The following is a 22,865-nucleotide window of genomic DNA, read 5'->3' as shown; positions in this document are numbered from 1 at the left end:
TTCTGGCTCTTCTGTTTCTGTAATTACTTCCACTTCTTCTGACTCTTCTGCTTCTGCGATTACTTCTACTTCTTCTGCTTCTGCAATTACTTCTACTTCTTCTGACTCTTCTGCTTCTGCAATTACTTCTACTTCTTCTAGCTCTTCTGTTTCTGTAATTACTTCTACTTCTTCTAGCTCTTCTGTTTCTGTAATTACTTCCACTTCTTCTGGCTCTTCTGTTTCTGTAATTACTTCCACTTCTTCTGGCTCTTCTGTTTCTGTAATTACTTCTTCCACTTCTTCTGGCTCTTCTGTTTCTGTAATTACTTCCACTTCTTCTGGCTCTTCTGTTTCTGTAATTACTTCCACTTCTTCTGGCTCTTCTGTTTCTGTAACACTTCTTCTGGCTCTTCTGGTATTTCCACAATGATTGTTTCTGCAAGTTTTTCTTCTGCTTTGACAATCACTGATTCTTCTGGAGCTTGCTTTTCCACTTCAATAGTAGGTTGTTTTATTTCTGTATTACGTTTAATTTCTTCTGATAATATTGTATCCTCGTGCTCTACTTTAGAAGCCACTAATTCTTCTTGTAGATTGTTTTCGTTTAACACCACTACATCTTTTTCTAGCTTAGCACTTTCCATCTGCTCAGCTACTGTTTTATGAAGTAATTCATCCGCTGAAACTTCCTGCGGTGTACTCATTCCTTGAATCACTTCTTTTTCTTCTACTAAAGGCTCTTGGCGTTCGATTTCATAACCGTTTTTCTCTAGCCATTGATCAACAACTGATTTTTCTTGCTTTTTATCCTGTTGACCAACCGATTCATGACTAGGCGAAGAAGACGTTGCTTGCCCTTCTGAGAAATCTGATAATGTATATCCTTTTTTCTCTAACCATGCATCAACAACTGCTTTGCCCTCTACAGATATTTCAAGATCTTCTCTTTCTTTTACTTCCTCCTGCTTTTCAACCTTTTTCTCTACTGAAGGACGATTATATCCATAAATTGGCGAAATCATTTCTGTTGGACGAAATGGTCTACGGTTACTCTCTTGCGAAGGTGCAGATGCCTTTTTAACGACAGCCTCTGGCACCGGTTCATATTGTACTTCCGGTTCTTCATATGTAGAAACTACCTTTTCCACATACGGTCGTCTGCTTCTTTCCACCTGTATTCCTCTTTGAGCAGTCGGTTCTTCATATGTTACTCCTTGAACAGGTTGTTCTTCGAAGTGATCTACTTCTCTTTCATCCTCTTCATCGAACCCATTATCCGGTACTAAAGGAAAACGGCATTTACCTGCATTCCTACTTGCCATTTGTGCTTCTCTTGCTTCAGTGTAGTGGTTTACACGAGGAATTTTCGGCTGACTTTCAATTTGCTTTTGTACTTCTTTATTCAACGCTGTTTGTTCTTCCTCTTTGTTAAACAACTTTTTCATCCAATCTAACATGCTTACCACTCTTTCTACTAAATAGTAACATCCTTTATTGTATCAGCATTCGGCAAAAAGTGCAGGTAAAATTAAGCATGTCATATTTATCCACAATATTCTAATTTACAAGTGTTTCATATGGAAAAACGCAGCCTTTCATGTAAGACTGCGCTTAAGCTTTACGCTTCCAATATGCATCTATACTATCCGTTACACTTTGCAATAAAGAATTTACATACTGCGGGTCAGATAATTTTTTATCTTCTTCAAGATTTGACATAAACCCAAGTTCTAATAGTACACCAGGTACTTTGGACCAATTAAATCCAGAAAGATCATCCCTGAATTTAATTCCATTTACTTTCACTTGCTGGTTCTCCCTCATTTTATTTACAATCATTTGAGAGATTTGAAGGCTTTCCGCATAAATCTCTTTCGTATGCGGACTGTCTTCTGCTGGCGTCAATACAGCAAATCCACTTTGGTTTGGATTTTCAGAACCATCTGCATGAAGACGTAAAAATAAATTTGCCTTATGATTGTTTGCGAATGTCGCCCGTTCTTTATTACTTATATCAACGTCTTGTGACGTTCTCGTCATTAATACTTGCATTCCCTTCGCTTCTAACTTTTCTTTTAATACGAAAGCCATTTCTAATACAAGTACGGCCTCTCTTTTTTTCGTCACAACACCAGTTGTACCATCTGTGACTTTATATTTTTGTGTTGTTGCCCCTGGCCCAATCGGCTCTAAATTTAAATTCGCTTTTTGTTGATGCCCTGGATCAATAACGACGAGAAACTTCTCTTGTTTTTCATTACTCTCTACTTTTTGTTCATTATTTTGCACTGGTTGCTCAGTTGGCGGCACCGTTGTAGTTTCTTCTTTCTTTTCCTCGGCTGATACTTCCTCTTGCCTATGTTCTACTTGCTCATTCGTTTGAATTACTTGCGATTCTTCGTTCTTTTCTTGTTCTTGCTGCTTTTCTACCGGTGCGTCTTCTTTGGTATCTTTGTTTTTCTCTTGTATAGAAGATGTAGTTTCTTTTTTCGGCTGCTCTTGTGAACAACCGGCCATATATATTCCAATGAATACAATCATGCTCATTATTTTTATATACTTCATACTTCTCTCCCATCACTTTGCACCGGATTCAAAGTTTTTCTTATAATTGCCCTATAATCTCATCCATATTTCCAATATAAACTGGCTGCCATGTTTCTGTACCACGTTCTGCAGTATAAACTGGATAAGCGTCATCATCTATATTTACGAAAACTGGATCGCCCATATCCGTTTCATATCCAATTGCAATCCATCCTTCTTGCCACTTTCCGTTTTCTTCACTTATTAATGACTTTTTATGTTTATCATATCGGTAACCGATTTGTCCTTTTTCTAATTCACTTTCACTAAACACATATATTTCATAAGTACCTAGCTCAACATCTTGCTGTTTTGAAGTTTCAATTCGTTTTAGAAGTTCTGCGATTTTTGGTTGTTGTTTCATACGTCTATCCCCTTCTATTTTTCTAAATTTTAACTAGTTTGTTTATAAAATACAATATAGATTTTAAGAAAAAAGGTGACATTCTTATCATATTTACGATTTTTTGAGTATATCTATCACAACTCTCAATATATCAACGATTCAACAAGAAATTTCGACTTACCGACAAAGAATGACAAAAAGAAAAGAGAGGCTGTCCAAAAGGACAACCTCTCTTTTCTTATATCAATTAAAATTTAAACTCTTGTCCAACTTCAAAGCTATCTTCTAATACAAGAATACCTTTTTCTTGTGGAGCGTCTGGAAGCTCTAATTCACGTGCAGAGCAGATCATTCCAGAAGAAGAAACACCGCGAAGTTCAGCCGGTTTAATTAACATACCGCTTGGCATTACAGCGCCGATTTTCGCAACGACAACTTTTTGTCCTGCATCAACGTTTGGTGCACCACATACGATTTGTAATGTTTCTGTACCGATTTCTACTTTACAGATGTTTAGCTTATCAGCATTTGGATGTTTCTCTTTTTCAGCTACATAGCCTACAACAAATTTCGGAGAAAGATCTGCTTCTACTGTTTCTTCAAAGCCATTCTTCGCTAAAACTTCGTTGATTTTCTCTACAAGCTCTTTCGTTAATGTAAGGTTTCCTGTTTCTTTTACTTCTAAGTAAGAAGATGCATTAAAGATGTTGAATCCTGCTGTTATATTGCTTTCACGATCGTATACGCGTGCAACATCTCCTTTGCGATCAAAAGTACGGTTCTCTAAAGTAATATCTTGTAAGGCAACAATTAAAGTGTCACCAATTCCTTCAAGGTTGTAAAAAACGTTCACTTCGTTCATCCTTTCTCTTTTCCATCTGTCTTCTTCCGATTTTTCGCTAAAATAAAGATTGGTTCAAATTCTCCATCTTCATATACGAATGAAAGTGATGTAATCGGAACATGCCCTTCGGCAAAAAATTTCATTGTCATTTGTGCAATAATATCATAACCGATTTCGTTGACGATATCAGCAATAATTAATACATCTTGGTGAGGAACAGCAACAACCATGTCACCAGAAATCTTTTCACGCATCGATTGTAGTAACGATTCGTTTAAAATACGAGTCGCGTCATACCCATCATTTGTGTTTAAAAAGTAGAATGTATTACCCGCTACTGTGTCTTGTTTAAATTCATAACCTAATGAGCGTGCGTTGAATAATGCCATTTCACGCACTTGCTGTTCTGTAAGTTCTAATTTTTGTAACAGACGTTCATCAATTAGTCGATACGTTTTATTCGAATCTAACGCATAGTAAATACGTGTTTCCGCCGTATGATCCGTCATAATAAACGGATTTCCTTCTTCTGCTTGTTTCGGGAAAGAAGTAGAACGAATAACAGGTAAAATTTTTGCTCCGCTATTTTCTTCTTTATGCATCGCAATTAGCGCTTCTTGTACGTAATAAGCAACTTCTTCAATTGCCTTTTCTTTGTTCACTTCCCATTTTGCTACAACTCCTGGAAGTGATACGTTAATACCTTTTTTCGAGTCTTTCTGTTCTATACGTAGAACCTCTTTCTCGCTATCATACTGAAAGTCCCACTCTGGACGAGATAATTTCTTCATTAACTCGTCTTTCATCTTTTTACTTGTCATCTTCATCTCTTTTTCCTCCCTTCCAAAAAAATAACCTCCCCCGCGAAGGTAGAGGTTGTTTTACAATTCAATTGGCAAATTGCCTTATTTTAAACCTTCAATGAACTCTTCGATTTGTTCTTGTGTTTTACGATCTTTGTTTACATAGCGACCAGTTTCTTCACCTTTATTGTACGCTACAAAGCTCGGAATGCCAAATACGTCTAATTTTACACATAGATCAATAAACTCATCACGATCTACATAGTAAAATGAGAAATCACTATATTTCTCTTCTACTTCTGGCATAAATGGGTCTACAAAACGGCAGTCTGGGCACCATTCTGCTGAGAACATAAAGACTACATTCTCTTCATTTTTTAATTGTTGGAATTGCTCCATGCTTTCTAATGACTTCATCTATATTTCCTCCTCTAACGAGTGCATTTTTCATGTTATAATCTTTCTTTTATACTACCATACATCGCGCATGGTGCAAGGTTTATGCTTGCTTTTTGTCATACTTATATTGCCCAACAAGTAACTTAACAACGTGTACAAATAATTCCGTGCGGTCGACATAATCATCTGTAAAAATACCAATCGCTCCTTCGTGACTACGAATATCTTTTCTATGTACAAACTCTTCCATCACTTCACTTAACTCCTTGCCATCTTCAAGAGGTGCTAAAAAATCGTCTGGTAACGTAATACGCGCTCCTCCAGCCACGAATACTTTCCCATCACTTGTTGCTAGCGCGCCCCAGTTACACATAAATAAACCGTGCTCCGTTTTCATCACACCGCCTTCTAGCCCAATACCAATTGGAGCTTCTCCTTCCTCTAGCGCTCGCTTCGCTCTATTAATCGCTCCTTGCATCGTCTCTTCATCTGAAAACGGCTGGTTTGCTACTCCTGAAGGAACAGAAAGAGAGGTAATTTCAGCATTTTTCCAAACCTTCTCCACAGCACCAACTTTCGTTTTATTCTTCGATCCAACTACTACTTTCATTTCGTTCACCTCTAAAAAAATTCATCATTCTATTCTAATATCCGCATCAGATACGAATTAAGTATCAACCACTACCACATATCACCAAGTCATCTATTCAGCCTAAAAAAGAAGGTTTTTTCTAGCAACATTACCGTCTTCGAAAACAAAAACAGCCTTCCTCTCACTTCCTACTTGGAGTCTTCATACATCATTCGAACACCAATTAAGCACTGACCGCTCCCAATCATCGCTGGGTCATCTATTCAACCTAAAAAAAGAAGGGTTTTTCGCCCTTCTTCTCTACGCGTTATTCTTAATTGTCTCTAACGTCGTTTTATCTGTTGTTCTTACAAGCTTCGTAATTAATTCTTTCGCCGCTGCATAATCATCAACATGTAAAATTGAAGCATGTGTATGAATGTAGCGTGCACAAACACCAATTACTGCTGATGGGATACCAGAGTTACTTGTATGTACACGGCCCGCATCTGTACCACCTTGTGAAATAAAGTATTGGTACGGAATGTTGTTTGTTTCTGCTGTATCTAAAATGAATTCGCGCATTCCTCTATGTGTTACCATCGTGCGATCGTAAATACGAAGAAGGGCACCTTTTCCTAATTGACCGAACTGCGTTTTGTCACCAGATGCATCGTTTGCTGGACTTGCATCAAGCGCATAAAAAATGTCTGGTTGAATCATATTTGCAGCTGTTTGCGCTCCGCGAAGGCCTACTTCTTCTTGTACAGTAGCACCAGAATATAATGTATTTGGTAATGTTTCATCTTTTAATTCTTTTAACAATTCGATTGCAAGACCACATCCGTAACGGTTGTCCCAAGCTTTCGCCATAATTTTCTTCTCATTTGCCATCGGTGTGAATGGGCAAATCGGCACGATTTGTTGTCCTGGTTTTACACCAATTTCAATCGCATCTTCATAACTATCTGCACCTATATCAATTAACATATTTTTTATATCCATCGGTTTTGCACGTTGCGCGTCACTTAATAAATGAGGAGGAATAGAACCAACAACCCCAATAACAGGACCATTCTTCGTCATAACTTGTACACGCTGTGCTAATAAAACTTGGCTCCACCAGCCGCCTAACGTTTGAAAACGAAGCATTCCATTTTTCGTAATTTGCGTAACCATGAAACCTACTTCATCCATATGACCTGCTACAAGAACACGCGGGCCAGTTTCGTCCCCTTTTTTCAGACCAAATACGCTACCTAAACCGTCTTGTACAATTTCATCCGCATATTTGCTTAATTCTTGTTTCATAAAACGGCGTACATCATGTTCAAAACCTGATGCCCCCTGTAATTCTGTTAACGTACGAAATAATTGTAATGTCTCTTTATTCACGAAGTCCCCTTCTTTCAAACCTTAGTAGAATACCTCTTTTATTGTAACGAAATTTTCGAAATGTTTCTAGTTTCTTCTTTTTTAACTGTATTTGCTTTATAATTATTATTGGTACACTATTTTTATTTTATAGAATTGAGGTGAATATATGAGTTGGAAAGGTTTAGTAGCAGGTCTTGGCGTTGGGTTCGCAGCTGGTTATCTCGTTGCAAACAAAGTACAAGAACAATCCCATATTTCTTCAGAAAAAGCATTGAAAATGGTGAAACAAGCATTAAGTCATAAAGGTGAAATTACTGGCTCTTGGGTACATATGGTTCCAGAGACATTTGAAAAATATGATGTCGCATATGAAGTTTATCGCGGCGGTCTTACAACAATGTTAGATGATATACAAGAACGATTTGAATTTTTAGTTGATGCTAAAACAGGTACTGTTTTAGAAGTTATAGCAGCATAAAAAGGAGGGTTCCCATTAGGTGAACCTCTTATTTTTTTGAAATTGTGGGTATTGATTAAAATTATATCAGCGATTTTCCGAATATATCGACTTACCGACAAAATCCGATAATAAAAAAGAAGCTGCTCCAACAAATATGATGGAACAATCTCCTCTTTTTAAGCTTCTATACTCGTTTTCCGTTCTATTTTTTCTACAATATGTCCTTCCTCATTCCACTTCACAGCACGATAATATGCGTCATGATAAAACGTAAACCACGCCTCTTTTTCAGCACCATACTTCATCCACTTTTGCTTATTTTCAATCGAAGTCATCGGATAATCATCGTATGCCATTACCCATAATACATTTTGATGCGCGTGTGTCGGCAATAGGTCTGCTAAATGTAGCATCGTTTCTCCTTGACTCTCCAAAGCGATAACTGCATGTCCATCGCTATGACCACCGGTATGCGTCATCTTGATTTCATCTGTAATTTCTATTTCTTGCTGGAACGTAACAACTTGATCTACAATTGGCTCCCAATTTTCCTTCCAATATGTATTACGTGATCTAATGTTTGGATTCCTCATTTCATTCCACTCTGTTTCACTTACGTAAACTTTCGCATTTGGAAATGCCGGTACAAGGTGATCATCTTCCCATTTTGTTAGACCAGATGCATGATCAAAATGAAGGTGTGTCATTAAAACATATTGAATATCTTCAGGCTTTAATCCCTGTTTTTCTAACGATTCATAAACCGATGATTCTTCTGTTACACCTTGATTTCGTTTCATCTTCTCATTCAACTTACCGTTTCCTATTCCTGAATCAATGAGCATATTTCCATCTTTCGTTTGTAAAAGTAACGGATCTGTTCGTAAGTAAATATGATTTGTGTCATTATGTTTATATTTACGTGACCAAAGTACTTTCGGCACAACACCAAACATTGCCCCTCCATCTAAATGTGTATTTCCGCCTTTTAACCACGTTACTTTTATATCTCCAATTTGTAACTGTTCCATTACACATCCCCCTTTTAATTAATCTTAACATAAAATTCTGATTATTTTAGGCATAAAAAAACCTATGCATTACTGCATAGGCTCTGTACGATATTTTGCTTCAACTCGGTAAATACGATGACCCTTACTAGAGAATTTCTCTTCGTATTCAGTCATGATGTTACCTTCAAAGTCGCTGTTATGAAGATCTAAGCTTAAGTACGTTAGTAACATACCATACTCAGCCATACTCATAAGAGAATATTCAAATAAACCTTGGTTATCTGTTTTAAAATGAATTTCTCCGCCTTCTACTAACACTTCTTCATAATTACGTAAAAACGTTTTATACGTTAAACGACGCTTCGTATGACGCTTCTTTGGCCATGGATCTGAGAAGTTTAAATAAACGCGATCAATCTCACCTTTTGCAAAGAAAACTGTTAAATCTTCAGCATCTTTATTAATTAACTTTAAGTTCGGCACTTCTTCTTCAATTAATTTATCAAGTGCATCTACAACAACACTTGTGAATTTTTCAATTCCAATATAATTAATATGTGGATTCGCTTTTGCCATATCATACATAAAGCGGCCACGACCTGTACCTACTTCAATATGAATTGGTTGTTCATTTCCAAATACTTCTTTCCAGTTACCAGCGCGCTCCTCTGGGTTTCCGATTACGATATGTGAATACTCGTTAATTCGATCCATTGCATATGGTTTATGTCTTAAACGCATAGATGTCTCCCTCTCTTTACAAAACTATTTTAAAGGAATAATTCCTTCTTTCTTTTTTTAATTAATCTACCAAACAAAAAACCAAGTACGTACGAGCACTCGGTCCGTTTCTTTCAAGTATAAGATGTACCATTTTGATAAAAACTACATACAGCATTAAACATTCCATGACGAAACAGCTTTTTCTCTTACATTTGAAGAGAAAAACAATCGAAAGGATGATCCGTTCATGCCAATTAATCAACAACATCAATTAGAAGTGCTGAAAGATATTTTAGTCAACCACCAAAGTGATTGCTGCGGGACAGTTTCAGAATGCGAGCAATTAGAGCGCCTCATTCAATCGTTACTCGCAAACGATAATATAAGTAGTGACGCTAAAACAATGCTAAACGATGTATATTCTTATAGTCAATCGGGTAAATCTTCCTCTAATTTGGACAACCATATTTCCAATAATCAAGAACAACTTACTCAGTGGATTGCTGGAATGGACAATTTTTCTTAAGTATTATTCTGAAGCAAGTAGTTGCTGTAAATATTGATGCCAATATTCAGCTTCTGCTTGCTGTTTTTTTGTTGTATGCCATTGAATAGACAAAATCGTTTGTGCTATCACATACCATCTCATACGCCTAAGCAGCGATTCATCCATTTCAATATCATAAAAACCGAGCCACTCACTCCACTCCTGGCGCGGAATGTACCAATATAATAACATACCAAGGTCTAGAGCCGGGTCAGCAATTACAGCTCCATCCCAATCAATTAAAAACAACTCATCTTCATCCGACAATATCCAATTGTTATGGTTTACATCACAATGGCATACAACAAATTCATTGTATTCAATAGCTTTTAATGAACCCATTAAATATTGAAGGCCTTGCTGAATTGTTTCATCATCCCTTATATCTCCTCTTAAAACGAGTTGCAGTTGTTGTAATAACTCTTGTGCGTGAAGCGGCTGCTTCCCAAGTCTTTGAATCATCTGTACAAGCGCTTTAGAGGAGTGTATTTTCTTCAAAAGTTTCGCAACACGTTCTAGTTTCATATCCTCTGGCTCTAGCTTCTGTCCCGGAAGCCATTTTTGAGCAGAAATTACATCACCATTCGTTACCCTTCTTGTCCAAAGTAATTTTGGAACAATTCCTTCTGCTGACAATACCGCTAAAAAGGGCGATGTATTCCGCTTTAAAAATAACTTCTGTTGTCCGTTTTGCGCAATATATGCATCGCCCGTTACTCCACCAGCCGGTACAAGACTCCACTCTTTTCCTAATAATTGTTCCAACCATTCCATATTCATTACCCGTTAACAAATCCTTATCTTTTATAGTTATGAAAAGAAAAACCGCAACATTTCTACACATGTTGTGGATTCATATATTTTACTGTAAATGAAAAGAAAAATTAGCCTAGGCCAAAAATCCTCTATTTTATTTTACAAAACCTGTCATAGAATGACAACTTATCAAAATCGTCACCTTTGTCAATTCTACATTTATTACATTCTCATCGTCAAGTAGCGATTTGTCACATTATCGTCAATATATACGTGCTAATTGGAGCGAGCCTAAGTTCCTTTCCTCTAAATGAAGAAATTGGATCTATTTTCGCTTCGTTTTCGTTTACTAACACATGCCACGTTTCTTCTTTCGGAAGTTGCACCGTTTTAGCTTCTAAACCGCTATTAAATAAAACGACAATCTCTTTCCACGGTCCAAACGATTTTACATTTTGCAGGTGGTATGCAAGTACTTCTGTAGATGTTTGTAAAAAAGTCATATGTTTTTTTATAAGGTCTGCGTTTTGTAATCGGAATGCCCCATGCTCTTTACGAATCGCAATTAAACCTTTTATATAGTTAACAGTCTCTATCTCTTTCTCTTTTTGATCCCAATCTAATTGATTGATCTCATCATTTGCATTATAACTATTTTCATTTCCTTTCTTCGTACGATAAAACTCTTGTCCTGCATGTAAGAAAGGAATGCCTTGTGAAAGAATAACCATTGCGCTCGCTAGCAGGTGACGTTTTTTCAAAATCGCTTCTGATTCTTCATTACTGCGCACTAGTTTATCCCACATCGTCATATTATCATGACATTCTACATAATTAATGCTTTGCGCCGGCTCTAGAAACAGCCCTGTTTCTTTCATACTTAAAAGACTTCCTGCTGCAATATACTGCAAATGATTACAGTCTACAGACCCACCAAATGCAAAACCACGCTTGTTTATATGAAATGTACTCCCTTTTATCCCATCACGAAATTGATCATTAAACTGCGCAATATGCGGCATGTTCTTCGCATTATTTAACGTTGCTTTTTCTTTGGCAGGAAGTGGTGTTTGTAAATCCCATCCTTCTCCTAATAATAAAGCATCTCGTTTTATGTTTCGTACTTCTTTTTCTATCACATTCATTGTATCAACATCTAAAATTCCCATTAAGTCGAATCGGAATCCATCGACATTGTATTCAGTAAGCCAATATAAAATAGACTCTACAATGAATTTCCTCATCATTTTCCGTTCAGACGCTATATCATTTCCGACTCCCGTCCCATTAGAAGGCATACCATCTTCACCATGACGAAAATAATAGCCTGGAACAAGCTTTTCAAATGATGATAGCTCTCTTTCATAAACATGATTATATACAACATCTATGATCACCCTAATACCTTGTTCATGAAATGTTTCAATTAGTTGTTTGCACTCAACTATCCTGTTATACGGATCAGAGGGATTTGTAGCATAAAATCCTGTTGGTGCATTGTAATATAATGGATTATACCCCCAATTATAGGCGGACGAAGGATTCGCCTCATCTACACCACCGAAACAATATAAAGGTAATAGTTCAACATGTGTAACACCTAAATCTTTTATATGAGACAACCCTGTTAACGTCCCGTTCCGTCCCGTTGTTCCCTCTTCCATCAATCCTTTATATGTTCCCTTTTGACTCACTCCACTATTTTGATGTATAGTCGCATCACGAATATGCAGTTCATACAATATGGCATCTGTCATTGATTGTAATGGTGGTAATCCCTCTCGTCTTGTTACACTCGTTTTTTCTAAATCGATAACAACACCGTGTTTGCCGTTTACCGTCACCGACTTTGCATAAGGATCCACAGCTTCGTTCCATATTAAATTAATACAAACAAGAAATGTATAGCATGCTCCGTCTAAATCCCCTTGTAATGTTTGAATCCAAACTCCGTTTTCTTCTCTGTACATTTCATGATCGGTATATTCTTTATCACTCTTATAAATTCTTACTTTCGCAAGCCTTGCGGTTGGAGCCCATACTTTAAATGTCGTTTCTTCTTTTTGATACACAGCACCTAAATCTGTACCTTCGTAATAATACTTTTCATCGAAAATTGTTGTTCGAATAACAGCACCTATTTGTAAATCCGTTTCTTCATTCCGTTCATCTCGTACTGTATAATACTTCCCCACATCTAGCGGCTCTTCTATAAAGCACTCATACTTCGTTGCATCTGGAAGTGCAATAGTATGAGCAATCGGTAAATCTTTCACATTACTTCCTTCTTGCAAACGAAATGTCCGACTTGTTCCATACGCATGTGGGAGCAAAATTGTAATTTTATTCATTTCATCTAAATAGGCATCAAATGGACGTTTTACTTTCAACATAAAAAAATCACCATCATTCTCAAAGTTAAAATAAAGTGAAACTTTAATGAGCGAGAAAATTTTCCCATCCTCACTTATTATTAGCCTTCACCAATCAGGCGAGATAAAATGAGCTGCAAATGATAAGGCTTTTCTTATCAACAAGACTCTATACAGTAACTCCATTCTTCTCTATAGTATATTCACCTGCATAAAAAACGTTTTCAACATTCTATTTTTGTAATTTTATTTCAGCAATCGATTTATACTTCGGGGTTTCTTTCACGTGGGATTCGTATAAAGTAATTGTATCTGCTTGAAATGATATTTCAGGCACTTCTTTTATACTTTCTAAATGAAACTTTTCTTCTCCTATCCATTTACGAGCAACAGTAATATGTGGATGATACGGGCGTGTTTCTAGAGAAAAACCATTTTCTTCACAAATGGCATGTACTTGCTTTTGTAACTGAAACAAATCATGATTCTCACTTACCTTCGCCCAAAGAATACGGGGCTGATCTTCCCTACCAAACGTTGAAAAACCTTGTAACGTGAACGATAGTTCTTTTGTTTTTATAAGTGTTTGTAATCCATTCTTTATCCCTTTTAACTGTTCTTCTGTCGCACCTCCTAAAAAGGAAAGGGTAATATGATAATCTTCCTTATGTACCCACGAGCGAAATGGTAATTTCTCATTCGTATCCTCTTTATAGTTAGACAGCACTTCTTTTATATGATTTGGTAACGTAATTGCGACAAAATAATGCCTATCCATGTACACCGTCTCCTTCTTTCTATTGTTGCTTTTCTTTCTTATCTCATTCAATTAAAAAGAAGCCGCCCTCTAAAGTAGAGAGCGGTCATTATTCATATATCGGCGATTAAAGTTTCACTTTACTTCGCTAATTCATGAATTGCTTGCGCATAAATTGCTGTTGCTTTTAATAAGTCTTCAATTTCAATGTACTCATCTTTTTGATGCGCAAGTTCTTCCTTTCCAGGGAATAGCGGTCCAAATGCCACACCAGCTTTTAATGAACGAGCATAAGTACCTCCGCCAATTGCTAATAGTTCTGCTTTTTCACCTGTTTGTTCTTCATATACACGTTGTAACGTACGAATTAATACGTGGTCTTTATCAACGTGATGCGGGCGTGAATTAGAATAGTCAGCTACTTCAAATCCATGCGTACCAACATACTCTTTCAACTTCGCAATTGTTTCTTCAAAGTTAGTTGTAACTGGGTAACGTACGTTTAGCCCTAAGTTACCACCGTTTTCTTTCGTATAAGAAAGGCGACCAACATTCACTGTTAACGGACCGCTAATTTCATCTTTATAAGCAATAGTAGCTTTTTCACCCAAAATATCACCAGTAAATGTTTCTGTTGCAAATGTCGCAAATGCAGTTGCTTTTCCATCAAGTGAAACTGTAGTTAAGAAGTTTGCTAATAATAAACCTGCATTTTCTCCTTTTTCAGGAGTAGATCCGTGCGCTGAAATTCCTTTTATTTGCAACGTCACTGTATTACCTTCTATAGTCGATTCCCCTATTTTTTTAGCAGTTTGTAAATACTCTTCATATGCTACTGTAAGTGCATTTACATCTTCTCCTGTAATAACCGCTTCTGCAAAATCAGGAACCATATTTAAACGTCGCCCTGAATCAAATGAAACAAGTTCATATGTACCTTTTTTCTCTTCACTACCATTTTGCACAACTTGTATATCAGAAATTCCTTTTTCTGCATTAATAATTGGAAAATCTGCATCTGGTGCAAAACCGATTGTTGGCATTTCTTCGTTTTTAAAGTAGTGATCTACACATTTCCAATTGCTTTCTTCATCTGTTCCTATAATCATACGAACACGTTTTGAAAGAGGTAAGCCTAATTCTTTCACAATTTTCATCGCATAATATGCTGCCATCGTTGGGCCTTTATCGTCAATTGCACCACGTGCAAAAATCTTTCCATCGCGAATATCCGCACTATATGCAGGAGTCGTCCAGCCATCTCCTTCTGGTACAACATCAACGTGACAAAGAATACCTACTAATTCTTCTCCTTGTCCCATTTCAAGATGACCTGCATATCCTTCTAAATTTTTAGAAGCAAAACCTTCAGCTTCTCCTTTATGTAACATGAAAGATAGCGCTTTTTCTACCCCTTCACCGAATGGTGCGCCCTCTTTCGCCGATTCTTCTTCCCATACACTTTTAATTTGTAAAAATTGTTGTGTATCACGAATTAAATCATCTTTTCGTTTTGCAACTTCTTCTGTCCAATTAATCGCTGACATCACGCATCCATCCTTCACTATATTATCTCTTTCATCATAGCAAACCGAAATCCCTTATGCCATACACGAAAACTAAATACCGAACAATTGTAATATTTCAGACATTTCTTATTAGTTTTTCTTTTATTTTTCCAAAAAAATTTGCAGGAATTTGGCGTTTTACGTAGAATTTTATGTGTTAGTTGACTGACCATATATACAATGTCAACTACCAATATTTTTCTATATGAATTTTTGTTAAACTTTTGTAAAATTTAAGTAGATTAAAGCATGAATTTTATCATGTAGAGTACAATGGTAGTAACGACCTTCTTTCCTGAATGGGGTCAAAAAAACTAGTAGAGGAGTGGTTTTCTCTTGAAACCTACAACTACTCGTATGCTAACACGCATTAAATCAATTTATATGTACATCAATGAAAACGGAACGGTAACGACGAAAGACCTTGTAGATGAGTTCGGGATCACACCGCGAACGATACAACGTGATCTAAATGTGTTGCAGTTTAATGAACTCGTGTATAGCCCTTGCCGCGGTAAGTGGACAACAACAGGAAAGAAAGTGAGAATGACCTCATAACAAAAAATAATTGTATGTAAATAAATACATACCCCTTTCTAACTATTAGAAAGGGGTCTTTTCTGCGCCTATAAAGGTACTACTTTTCAGTATCTACTTGATATGTTTTTAACATTTCTACTTCTTCATCTGTTAGCTCTCGGTATTGTCCAAGTTCTAGTTCTTCATCTAATACTAACGGACCCATCTCCGTTCTCTTTAGGTAGACTACTTTTTTCCCTACCGCTTCAAACATACGCTTCACTTGATGGAATTTCCCTTCTGTAATCACAAGCTCAATTTCGGAAATATCATCGCTTTTCAATATTGTAAGCGTACCTGGTTTTGTTTCATAGCCATCGTCTAAGATAACACCTTTAGCAAACTCTTTTACATCCTCTTCTGTTACTACTCCTGCAACGTGTGCATAATATTTTTTCGGCACATGCTTTTTCGGAGATAATAATTGATGTGATAACTTCCCATCATTTGTTATCAATAAGAAACCTTCCGTATCGATATCAAGTCGTCCAACTGGGAACGGATCAAAGATTGCATCTTCTAATTCTAATAAATCTATTACTGTTTCATGATTATCATCTTCCGTCGCTGAAATAACACCTTGTGGTTTATGCATCATTAAGTAAACAAACTCTTTGTATTCCACAACTTCACCGTGAATCATAACTTCTTGCTCTTCTACATTTACATGAACTTTCGCATCTTTTACTGGCGTTCCATCAATTTTCACAACGCCATCTTTCAATAATTTCTTTACTTCTTTTCTACTTCCATATCCCATATTCGCTAATAATTTATCTAATCTCACGCTTTTCACCTTCTTTATTTATCATAGAAAAGGGGACGTAATTACGCCCCTCTTGATTTCAACTTTATTTTAAATCTACTACCAAGTTTACGTTGAATTTTATCTAATGCTTCTCCGCCAAATACTCTTTCAAGTACTCCTGTGCGAATTGCTAACAATCCGTAAACAAGACCACCAATACCTGCACAAATCGCAACTGTTATAAGAGCACCAATACGGCCATCAGGCGAAATCATGAAGGATAGAAGCCATTGTGATAGTTTTACAGCAACGACCATTATAAGTGTCAGTACTGCAATTTGGAATGTTCTTTTATATACAACACCGAATGAATAGTGTGCGTATTTTTTAATTTGTCGATTTGTATACCAAACAGAAGCTAAGAAACCAACTGCGGTCGCTAGAATTGCTCCTACTGTACCGAAATAACGAATAAAGATTACGTTACATACAAATTTCAAAATAACACCCATAATAAGCGCGACAATTGCATGCTTTTGCTGATTAATCCCTTGAAGAATTGCCGCTGTTACTGTAAATAAAGCAAATAACAATGCAACTGGTGCATACCACATTAATACTTGTCCACCTAATGGATCTGAGTCATAGAAAGCAGTGTAAATTGGATATGCAAGTGTTGAAATACCGATAACTGCTGGCAATGTTAAAAACATATTTGCCTGGAATGTTTGTGTAATTTGTAATTTCAAATAGCGGTATTGTTTTTCAGTAAATGATTTTGTAATTGCTGGTACAAGCGTTAAACTAAACGCTGTTGCAAGTGATACAGGAATCATAATTAACTTATGCGTCCACATTGTGAAAATACCCAGCGCTCGCTCTGCGATATCACCTTGACCAATCGCCTGCATAATTGAGTTAAATGTCAATGTATCAATTTGTTGATATAAAGGAATTGTTAACCCAATTACAACGTAAGGAATCGCATATGCGAATAACTCTTTAAACAATTGAACAGTACTTACTGTTGATTCTGGTACAGTTTGTTCAATTAAATATTGATCCAAATATTTTTTACGTTTTAACCAGTACCAAATTAACACACCGAGTGCTCCAACCGCTGAAACGAACGCAGCAAATGTCGCTACTCCAACTGCTGTTGCAACTGTACCGCCAAGTACTTTAATAACGATAAAACTACCTGCTAATAAAAAGACGATACGAATAATTTGTTCAATAATTTGTGAAACGGTAGTTGGTCCCATAGACTGGTGACCTTGGAAATAACCACGAATTAAACTCGCTGCTGGTACAACAATAAGTGCGAAACTTACAAGACGAATGATCGTCGTAACTTCTCCTACATTATTGTGTATACTTTGTTTACCAAGCATCGCTTCTGCAAACAACGGTGCCGTCATGTACAGTACTAGGAACGAAAGAACTCCTGTTACTATCATCATAACCATTCCCGAGCGGAACATTCTCCGGCTCGTTTTATAATCGCCAAGCGCATTATATTTGGAAACAAATTTTGAAACAGCAAGCGGCACACCTGCCGTTGCGATACTTAAAAAGATCGTATATGGAATGTATCCATATGTATAGAGCGTTCCGCCTTCTGTACCTACTAATGCATGAAACGGGAAGACGTAAATCATGCCTAAGAACTTTACTAAAAATGTCCCTAGCGTAACAATAAGCGTTCCGCGCAGAAATTTCGAATCGGACATACAAAAATCCTCCTACATCTACATAAAATGAAACTTTAATCAGTGGGGTGTTCTTCTCCACTGATTATTAGTTGAACCATTCGAGCATTTACAGGCTAACAGACTCCCTATTTACTTCTCCTAAATCTTGAGGTTTTAGTCTTATCGCCTACAAATAGCAGGATAGTGCTGAACTCTAACTTTTGTATTGTACCACAATTCTCTCATTAAGCAGTACTTCACTCTATTTTTCTTTTAACGGAAAACATGCTATTCTTTTAGGCAGGAAATGTAGAAAATGAGGTCGATATATTATGCATTATGATGTTATTGTCATCGGCGGCGGTCCTTCTGGGCTAATGGCTGCAATTGGTGCTGCAGAAGAAGGCGCAAATGTCTTGCTTCTTGATAAAGGAAATAAACTTGGGCGTAAACTTGCGATTTCTGGTGGCGGACGCTGTAACGTAACGAACCGTCTACCACTTGATGAAATTGTTAAACATATACCAGGAAACGGTCGCTTCTTATACAGCGCTTTTTCTCTTTTTAATAATGAAGATATTATTACATTCTTCGAAAATCTTGGTGTTAAATTGAAAGAAGAAGACCACGGTCGCATGTTCCCCGTGTCAAACAAAGCGCAATCTGTTGTAGATGCACTTTTAACACGATTAAAAGACTTAGGTGTAAAAATCCGTACAAATACGCCTGTTGAAACGATTGAATATGAAAATGGTCAAACGAAGGCAGTTGTACTGCAAACAGGCGAAGTGTTAGAAACAAATCACGTCGTTATCGCTGTTGGCGGAAAATCCGTTCCTCAAACTGGTTCCACTGGAGACGGATACGCTTGGGCTGAAAAAGCAGGTCATACAATTACAGAATTATTCCCAACAGAAGTACCTATCCTGTCAAACGAGCCGTTTATACGTGATCGCTCATTACAAGGTCTTGCTTTACGTGATATAAACTTAAGCGTATTAAACCCGAAAGGAAAAGCTATCATTTCTCACAAAATGGACATGCTCTTCACTCATTTCGGCCTATCTGGTCCTGCTGCTCTTCGCTGTAGTCAATTCGTCGTGAAAGCACTGAAAAAGTTTAAAACGAACACAATACAAATGAGTATTGATGCATTGCCAGAGGAAAATAGTGAGCAACTATTTCAGCGCATGCTGAAACAAATGAAAGAAGATCCGAAAAAAGGAATTAAAAACGTTTTAAAAGGTTATGTCCCTGAACGTTACTTCCTATTCTTATTAGAAAAAAATGAAATTGACGGTAGTGAACAAGCTGGACAAGTTTCTCACGAAAAGATTCGTGCACTTGTGAAAGACTTTAAAGAGTTTACTGTGAATGTAAATGGTACGCAGTCAATTGAAAAAGCATTCGTTACTGGCGGAGGTGTATCCGTGAAAGAAATTAATCCGAAAGAAATGTCTTCTAAATTCACGAACGGCTTATATTTCTGCGGAGAAGTTCTTGATATCCACGGTTATACTGGTGGCTATAATATTACATCAGCCCTCGTTACTGGTAGAATTGCTGGAACGACAGCTGGAGAAAACGCGAAAATGCAATATTAAAAAAGAAACAGGGATTCCTGTTTCTTTTTTTAATATTGCCATGAAATCATTATCGGCGATTCTACAACTTATATCGGCGATTTCTCAAATATATCGACTTACCGACAAGAAGCGACAAATATCTGCTCCATGTAACTTTCCATTGCTTTTTTGTTGCTTTATATACCTTAGTACCTTTATATTTTATATTGTTGAATATTTAAAAAAGGGTAAGGGGAAAACAAATGAGAAAAAAAGTCATGATGTCTTTAATGTTAATGACGTTTCTTTCTGCGGTAGAAGGAACGATTGTTAGTACAGCAATCCCTCGTATAACGAGTGATTTGTCAGGCGTCGAACTTGTTAGTTGGGTATATGCAATTTATATGCTTGCAACAGCTGTTTCGACTCCAATATACGGAAAGCTCGCTGATTTATTCGGCCGTAAAAAAGTTTTACTGATCGGAGCTACAATCTTTTTAGTCGGTTCTGCACTTTGCGGAGTCGTTACATCGATGGAACAATTAATTTTCTTCCGCGCTCTTCAAGGTATCGGTGCTGGTGCTGTTATGCCAATCACAATGACGATAATTGGAGACTTATATAGCGAAGCGAAAGACCGCGCGAAAGCACAAGGTTGGATGAGTGCCGTTTGGGGTGTATCCGGTGTTATCGGACCGTTAGTAGGTGGATTTTTAGTTGATTCCCTTTCTTGGCGCTATATTTTCTTCTTAAACGTTCCATTTGGAATTATCGCTTGCTTAATGATTGCAATTTACTACAAAGAATCTATTAAGCCCGCTAAACACCATATCGATTATCTTGGTGCAACAGTTTTTTCATTAAGTACAATCGCTCTACTATATGCATTATTAACAGGTAGCAGTAAGCAAAACTGGGGAGACATGACAATTATCGGCCTATTAATCTTTGCCGCTATTTCATTCATTATTTTCTTGTTCATCGAGAAAAAATCTCCGGAACCATTAATTCCTTTAACACTTTTCTCTAACCGTACATTATCTACGATAAATATATTAACTCTTATTGCTGGCGCAATGATTATTAGTATTACAATGTACCTACCAATCTGGAGCCAAGGTGTATTAGGAAAAAACGCTACAGAAGCTGGACTTATTTTAATGCCAATCCCTGTTATGTGGACATTTGGCGCTATTTTCTCTGGTAACTTAGTAGGCAAATTAAAAACGAAACAAATCATTTTACTTGGGGCTAGCATTTTATCAGTCGCTACGTTCTTATTATTTACACTATCAACCAATTCACCATCGTTCCTTATTTATGTAGCAGTTGGATTATTCGGATTAGGAATGGGGCTTGTGACACCGATTTACATGGTAACAATTCAAGCAGCAGTCCCAGCTCATACACGCGGAACAGCTGTTGGTTTAAACACATTTATTAATACATTTAGTCAAACGTTAGGTGCTGCAATATTCGGTACAATCTTCAATACGATGATTCACGCACGTGGTATTAAAAATCTTGATCTTGTATCTGGTGGACATGGCGGTACTACAGCAAACGTAGTAACCGAATCACAATCCGCATTAGCATCAAGCGTACACGTCATTTATATGAGCACTTTCGTATTAGCAGTATGTACATTAATTATCGCTTGGATTTTATTAAAGCCAGCTACACAAACAAGTGAGCAACAATAAAAAGGATGACCATTTTGGTCATCCTTTTTACATAACATCTACTCTTCATTCTCCACAATATGTTTCAGCATGGATAATTTATTATCCCAAAAACGCTCATAATACGAGAGCCACTGTTGTAATTCTTCTAATGGTTCTGGATGCAAACGATATATCTTCTCTCTTCCGCTTTTTCTTCCACTTACTAAATTCGCTTCCGAAAGAATATGAAGGTGCTTTACAACCGCAGTACGACTCATCGGGAAATGATCCGTTATTTTGGAAATCGGTAACTCTTTGTCACTTAATAACCGTATTACTTCTCGGCGGGTTGGATCAGCAATTGCTTGAAATACATCATATTTCGCTGCTGACGAGGACACTTAGCCTTCGACAACCTTTTTCAGTTTTTCATTTACAATCGCTACCCAACCACCGCTCATTCTATCGCGAATAATAGAGCTCTTCGCATTTGCTTTCGGAAGAATTTCATCAGGATGTTTCCAGCCGCCGTGAATTAACGTAAATTCTGTTTTGTTATCTCCTAAGTCTTTCAAATTAAATGAAACAATCCAGCCATCTGTATCCCATGAGAAAGATAAATGGTTTGGCTCATCAATTTCTAACACTTTACATGGTGATGGCCCAAATGGTGATTGCACATGAAATTCATGTCCTACCTCTAATACAAAATCATTTGGCATAAACCATGACGCAATCCCTTCTGCAGTTGATACTACACTCCATACCTTTTGAATAGACGCGTTAAAAACGATTGTTTGTTTAATATCATTTAATGTATTTTGTTGTTCCATTTTCATTCTCCTTTACTCCGCGTTATAACATAACACCTTTTTGTTATGCTTTGATGATATAACACCTTTTGGTTTCATGTCAACGCTAATTCTTTTACTGTTGAGAAATTCTCAACATTTTTTCAACAGGACAAACACCCTCTTAGCATTTCCTCATAATATACTCACAAAGGCAATACAAAATAAAAACTTCTCTCAACATGAAACTCCATCATTCATATTGAAAGAAGTGCCTTACTTATATCATGCGTACTTCGTCTCTCCTCCTTCCCTCAGGGACAATACGCGAGATATGACAAATCAGAAGGAATATGCCCACCATTTGAGTAGGTAGTTATTTCTCTTCTCCTCAACATTTCCTTAGGAGCGAAATGACTACCGACTCACTTTTTCAAACAAAATAAAAAGGGGTTGAACGCTATGTTCTATTGCATTAACTGCTCTGATATTCATCATGAAAAACATCCGAATGATAAAGTATTCAAAAACGGTTTTTATATTGATCCATTTTTAGGTGATCGTTATCACCTTGGTATGTGTAAAGATGCCCAAAACCATGAAACAGGGGAGCCTCTTTTAACGACAAAGAAATCAGGCACAACCCAATCTATTATGAACGTATTACCGACACATGTTGTCCCAACATAAAACATAAAAAAGAGCTGGATGAGCCAGCTC

Annotated in this window: 23 protein-coding genes and 1 pseudogene; 6 read left to right on the top strand and 18 right to left on the bottom strand. The window is 37.0% G+C overall.

Annotation, left to right across the window (positions count from 1 at the left end; genetic code table 11):
* From DN403_RS02675 to DN403_RS02640, 8 genes and pseudogenes are all read right to left on the bottom strand, one after another.
* Positions 1–1,439 (bottom strand): annotated as a pseudogene (locus DN403_RS02675) (DNA translocase FtsK); the annotation flags it as partial.
* 154 nt (positions 1,440–1,593) lie between these two features.
* Entirely contained in the window at positions 1,594–2,547 is a 954-nt protein-coding gene (locus DN403_RS02670) for an N-acetylmuramoyl-L-alanine amidase (protein WP_149185292.1), read from the bottom strand.
* A gap of 40 nt (positions 2,548–2,587) precedes the next feature.
* On the bottom strand, positions 2,588–2,932 hold the full coding sequence (locus DN403_RS02665; RefSeq protein ID WP_000813348.1) for a hypothetical protein: 345 nt from the start codon (positions 2,930–2,932) through the stop codon (positions 2,588–2,590).
* Between the two features lie 229 nt (positions 2,933–3,161).
* Complete coding sequence (gene ytpR / locus DN403_RS02660) at positions 3,162–3,776, bottom strand: YtpR family tRNA-binding protein (protein WP_149185291.1); 615 nt, start codon at positions 3,774–3,776, stop codon at positions 3,162–3,164.
* On the bottom strand, positions 3,773–4,585 hold the full coding sequence (locus DN403_RS02655; RefSeq protein WP_000784606.1) for a DUF1444 domain-containing protein: 813 nt from the start codon (positions 4,583–4,585) through the stop codon (positions 3,773–3,775). Before DN403_RS02655 ends, ytpR begins: the two co-directional genes overlap by 4 nt.
* A gap of 78 nt (positions 4,586–4,663) precedes the next feature.
* On the bottom strand, positions 4,664–4,978 hold the full coding sequence (locus tag DN403_RS02650) for a thioredoxin family protein (protein WP_000838193.1): 315 nt from the start codon (positions 4,976–4,978) through the stop codon (positions 4,664–4,666).
* A gap of 82 nt (positions 4,979–5,060) precedes the next feature.
* Positions 5,061–5,570, bottom strand: coding sequence for a DUF84 family protein (locus tag DN403_RS02645; RefSeq protein ID WP_000869961.1), 510 nt, complete (start codon positions 5,568–5,570; stop codon positions 5,061–5,063).
* Positions 5,571–5,852: 282 nt separating this feature from the next.
* A complete protein-coding gene (locus DN403_RS02640; RefSeq protein ID WP_001031517.1) occupies positions 5,853–6,926 on the bottom strand; it encodes a M42 family metallopeptidase in 1,074 nt (357 codons plus the stop codon).
* 148 nt (positions 6,927–7,074) lie between these two features.
* On the opposite strand from DN403_RS02640, the gene DN403_RS02635 reads away from it, so the two are divergent.
* Complete coding sequence (locus DN403_RS02635; RefSeq protein ID WP_000118541.1) at positions 7,075–7,386, top strand: PepSY domain-containing protein; 312 nt, start codon at positions 7,075–7,077, stop codon at positions 7,384–7,386.
* Between the two features lie 158 nt (positions 7,387–7,544).
* Here the strand turns inward: DN403_RS02635 and DN403_RS02630 are convergent, their stop codons facing one another.
* Together DN403_RS02630 and trmB are read right to left on the bottom strand one after the other, a co-directional pair.
* On the bottom strand, positions 7,545–8,399 hold the full coding sequence (locus tag DN403_RS02630; RefSeq protein WP_000436873.1) for a YtnP family quorum-quenching lactonase: 855 nt from the start codon (positions 8,397–8,399) through the stop codon (positions 7,545–7,547).
* Positions 8,400–8,468: 69 nt separating this feature from the next.
* Positions 8,469–9,122, bottom strand: a complete 654-nt coding sequence (trmB, locus tag DN403_RS02625) for a tRNA (guanosine(46)-N7)-methyltransferase TrmB (protein WP_001239383.1) — start codon at positions 9,120–9,122, stop codon at positions 8,469–8,471.
* A gap of 229 nt (positions 9,123–9,351) precedes the next feature.
* Here trmB and DN403_RS02620 point away from each other — a divergent pair, with 229 nt between their 5' ends.
* Positions 9,352–9,630: a YtzH-like family protein gene (locus DN403_RS02620; RefSeq protein ID WP_001122235.1), complete on the top strand. Its 279-nt coding sequence runs from the start codon at positions 9,352–9,354 to the stop codon at positions 9,628–9,630.
* Positions 9,631–9,633: 3 nt separating this feature from the next.
* Here the strand turns inward: DN403_RS02620 and DN403_RS02615 are convergent, their stop codons facing one another.
* From DN403_RS02615 to pepV, 4 genes are all read right to left on the bottom strand, one after another.
* A complete protein-coding gene (locus tag DN403_RS02615) occupies positions 9,634–10,431 on the bottom strand; it encodes a phosphotransferase family protein (protein ID WP_002081999.1) in 798 nt (265 codons plus the stop codon).
* Between the two features lie 227 nt (positions 10,432–10,658).
* Positions 10,659–12,800, bottom strand: coding sequence for a type I pullulanase (gene pulA / locus DN403_RS02610; protein ID WP_000921762.1), 2,142 nt, complete (start codon positions 12,798–12,800; stop codon positions 10,659–10,661).
* Positions 12,801–13,011: 211 nt separating this feature from the next.
* Positions 13,012–13,557, bottom strand: coding sequence for an RNA 2',3'-cyclic phosphodiesterase (gene thpR / locus DN403_RS02605; RefSeq protein ID WP_000373845.1), 546 nt, complete (start codon positions 13,555–13,557; stop codon positions 13,012–13,014).
* Between the two features lie 119 nt (positions 13,558–13,676).
* Positions 13,677–15,083, bottom strand: a complete 1,407-nt coding sequence (gene pepV / locus DN403_RS02600; RefSeq protein WP_001274235.1) for a dipeptidase PepV — start codon at positions 15,081–15,083, stop codon at positions 13,677–13,679.
* 357 nt (positions 15,084–15,440) lie between these two features.
* Between pepV and DN403_RS02595 the strand changes: the two genes are divergently transcribed.
* Positions 15,441–15,662, top strand: a complete 222-nt coding sequence (locus DN403_RS02595; RefSeq protein ID WP_000805512.1) for a DeoR family transcriptional regulator — start codon at positions 15,441–15,443, stop codon at positions 15,660–15,662.
* A 79-nt stretch (positions 15,663–15,741) separates the two neighbouring features.
* On the opposite strand, the gene DN403_RS02590 is transcribed toward DN403_RS02595, so the two are convergent.
* Together DN403_RS02590 and DN403_RS02585 are read right to left on the bottom strand one after the other, a co-directional pair.
* Positions 15,742–16,470: a pseudouridine synthase gene (locus DN403_RS02590; RefSeq protein WP_001234949.1), complete on the bottom strand. Its 729-nt coding sequence runs from the start codon at positions 16,468–16,470 to the stop codon at positions 15,742–15,744.
* A gap of 41 nt (positions 16,471–16,511) precedes the next feature.
* Positions 16,512–18,164 carry a putative polysaccharide biosynthesis protein gene (locus DN403_RS02585; RefSeq protein WP_001284026.1) on the bottom strand — a complete coding sequence of 551 codons (1,653 nt, stop codon included), beginning with the start codon at positions 18,162–18,164 and terminating at the stop codon, positions 16,512–16,514.
* A gap of 293 nt (positions 18,165–18,457) precedes the next feature.
* Here DN403_RS02585 and DN403_RS02580 point away from each other — a divergent pair, with 293 nt between their 5' ends.
* Together DN403_RS02580 and DN403_RS02575 are read left to right on the top strand one after the other, a co-directional pair.
* The gene (locus DN403_RS02580; protein ID WP_000558871.1) at positions 18,458–19,729 is read left to right on the top strand and encodes a BaiN/RdsA family NAD(P)/FAD-dependent oxidoreductase; all 1,272 of its coding nucleotides are present in this window, start codon (positions 18,458–18,460) and stop codon (positions 19,727–19,729) included.
* Positions 19,730–19,953: 224 nt separating this feature from the next.
* A complete protein-coding gene (locus DN403_RS02575) occupies positions 19,954–21,393 on the top strand; it encodes an MDR family MFS transporter (RefSeq protein WP_001228024.1) in 1,440 nt (479 codons plus the stop codon).
* Between the two features lie 38 nt (positions 21,394–21,431).
* Here the strand turns inward: DN403_RS02575 and DN403_RS02570 are convergent, their stop codons facing one another.
* Together DN403_RS02570 and DN403_RS02565 are read right to left on the bottom strand one after the other, a co-directional pair.
* Entirely contained in the window at positions 21,432–21,755 is a 324-nt protein-coding gene (locus DN403_RS02570) for an ArsR/SmtB family transcription factor (protein ID WP_000098837.1), read from the bottom strand.
* Positions 21,756–22,187: an SRPBCC family protein gene (locus DN403_RS02565; RefSeq protein ID WP_000437764.1), complete on the bottom strand. Its 432-nt coding sequence runs from the start codon at positions 22,185–22,187 to the stop codon at positions 21,756–21,758.
* A 420-nt stretch (positions 22,188–22,607) separates the two neighbouring features.
* On the opposite strand from DN403_RS02565, the gene DN403_RS02560 reads away from it, so the two are divergent.
* Positions 22,608–22,835: a DUF3973 domain-containing protein gene (locus DN403_RS02560; protein ID WP_000498990.1), complete on the top strand. Its 228-nt coding sequence runs from the start codon at positions 22,608–22,610 to the stop codon at positions 22,833–22,835.
* Positions 22,836–22,865 lie beyond the last annotated feature (30 nt).

Source organism: Bacillus sp. AY2-1 (assembly GCF_008368965.1).
Classification (GTDB): Bacteria; Bacillota; Bacilli; order Bacillales; family Bacillaceae_G; genus Bacillus_A; species Bacillus_A thuringiensis_S.
The sequence above is the reverse complement of the archived record's forward strand: the minus strand, read 5'-3'. Positions and strand labels throughout refer to the sequence as shown.

Excerpts from the sequence above, each read along its gene's own strand:
- DN403_RS02670 (WP_149185292.1), bottom strand. The coding sequence starts at position 2,547 with ATGAAGTATATAAAAATAATGAGCATGATTGTATTCATTGGAATATAT.
- DN403_RS02665 (WP_000813348.1), bottom strand. The coding sequence starts at position 2,932 with ATGAAACAACAACCAAAAATCGCAGAACTTCTAAAACGAATTGAAACT.
- ytpR (WP_149185291.1), bottom strand. The coding sequence starts at position 3,776 with ATGAACGAAGTGAACGTTTTTTACAACCTTGAAGGAATTGGTGACACT.
- DN403_RS02655 (WP_000784606.1), bottom strand. The coding sequence starts at position 4,585 with ATGAAGATGACAAGTAAAAAGATGAAAGACGAGTTAATGAAGAAATTA.
- DN403_RS02650 (WP_000838193.1), bottom strand. The coding sequence starts at position 4,978 with ATGAAGTCATTAGAAAGCATGGAGCAATTCCAACAATTAAAAAATGAA.
- DN403_RS02645 (WP_000869961.1), bottom strand. The coding sequence starts at position 5,570 with ATGAAAGTAGTAGTTGGATCGAAGAATAAAACGAAAGTTGGTGCTGTG.
- DN403_RS02635 (WP_000118541.1), top strand. The coding sequence starts at position 7,075 with ATGAGTTGGAAAGGTTTAGTAGCAGGTCTTGGCGTTGGGTTCGCAGCT.
- DN403_RS02630 (WP_000436873.1), bottom strand. The coding sequence starts at position 8,399 with ATGGAACAGTTACAAATTGGAGATATAAAAGTAACGTGGTTAAAAGGC.
- trmB (WP_001239383.1), bottom strand. The coding sequence starts at position 9,122 with ATGCGTTTAAGACATAAACCATATGCAATGGATCGAATTAACGAGTAT.
- DN403_RS02620 (WP_001122235.1), top strand. The coding sequence starts at position 9,352 with ATGCCAATTAATCAACAACATCAATTAGAAGTGCTGAAAGATATTTTA.
- DN403_RS02615 (WP_002081999.1), bottom strand. The coding sequence starts at position 10,431 with ATGAATATGGAATGGTTGGAACAATTATTAGGAAAAGAGTGGAGTCTT.
- pulA (WP_000921762.1), bottom strand. The coding sequence starts at position 12,800 with ATGTTGAAAGTAAAACGTCCATTTGATGCCTATTTAGATGAAATGAAT.
- thpR (WP_000373845.1), bottom strand. The coding sequence starts at position 13,557 with ATGGATAGGCATTATTTTGTCGCAATTACGTTACCAAATCATATAAAA.
- pepV (WP_001274235.1), bottom strand. The coding sequence starts at position 15,083 with ATGTCAGCGATTAATTGGACAGAAGAAGTTGCAAAACGAAAAGATGAT.
- DN403_RS02585 (WP_001284026.1), bottom strand. The coding sequence starts at position 18,164 with ATGTCCGATTCGAAATTTCTGCGCGGAACGCTTATTGTTACGCTAGGG.
- DN403_RS02580 (WP_000558871.1), top strand. The coding sequence starts at position 18,458 with ATGCATTATGATGTTATTGTCATCGGCGGCGGTCCTTCTGGGCTAATG.
- DN403_RS02575 (WP_001228024.1), top strand. The coding sequence starts at position 19,954 with ATGAGAAAAAAAGTCATGATGTCTTTAATGTTAATGACGTTTCTTTCT.
- DN403_RS02565 (WP_000437764.1), bottom strand. The coding sequence starts at position 22,187 with ATGGAACAACAAAATACATTAAATGATATTAAACAAACAATCGTTTTT.
- DN403_RS02560 (WP_000498990.1), top strand. The coding sequence starts at position 22,608 with ATGTTCTATTGCATTAACTGCTCTGATATTCATCATGAAAAACATCCG.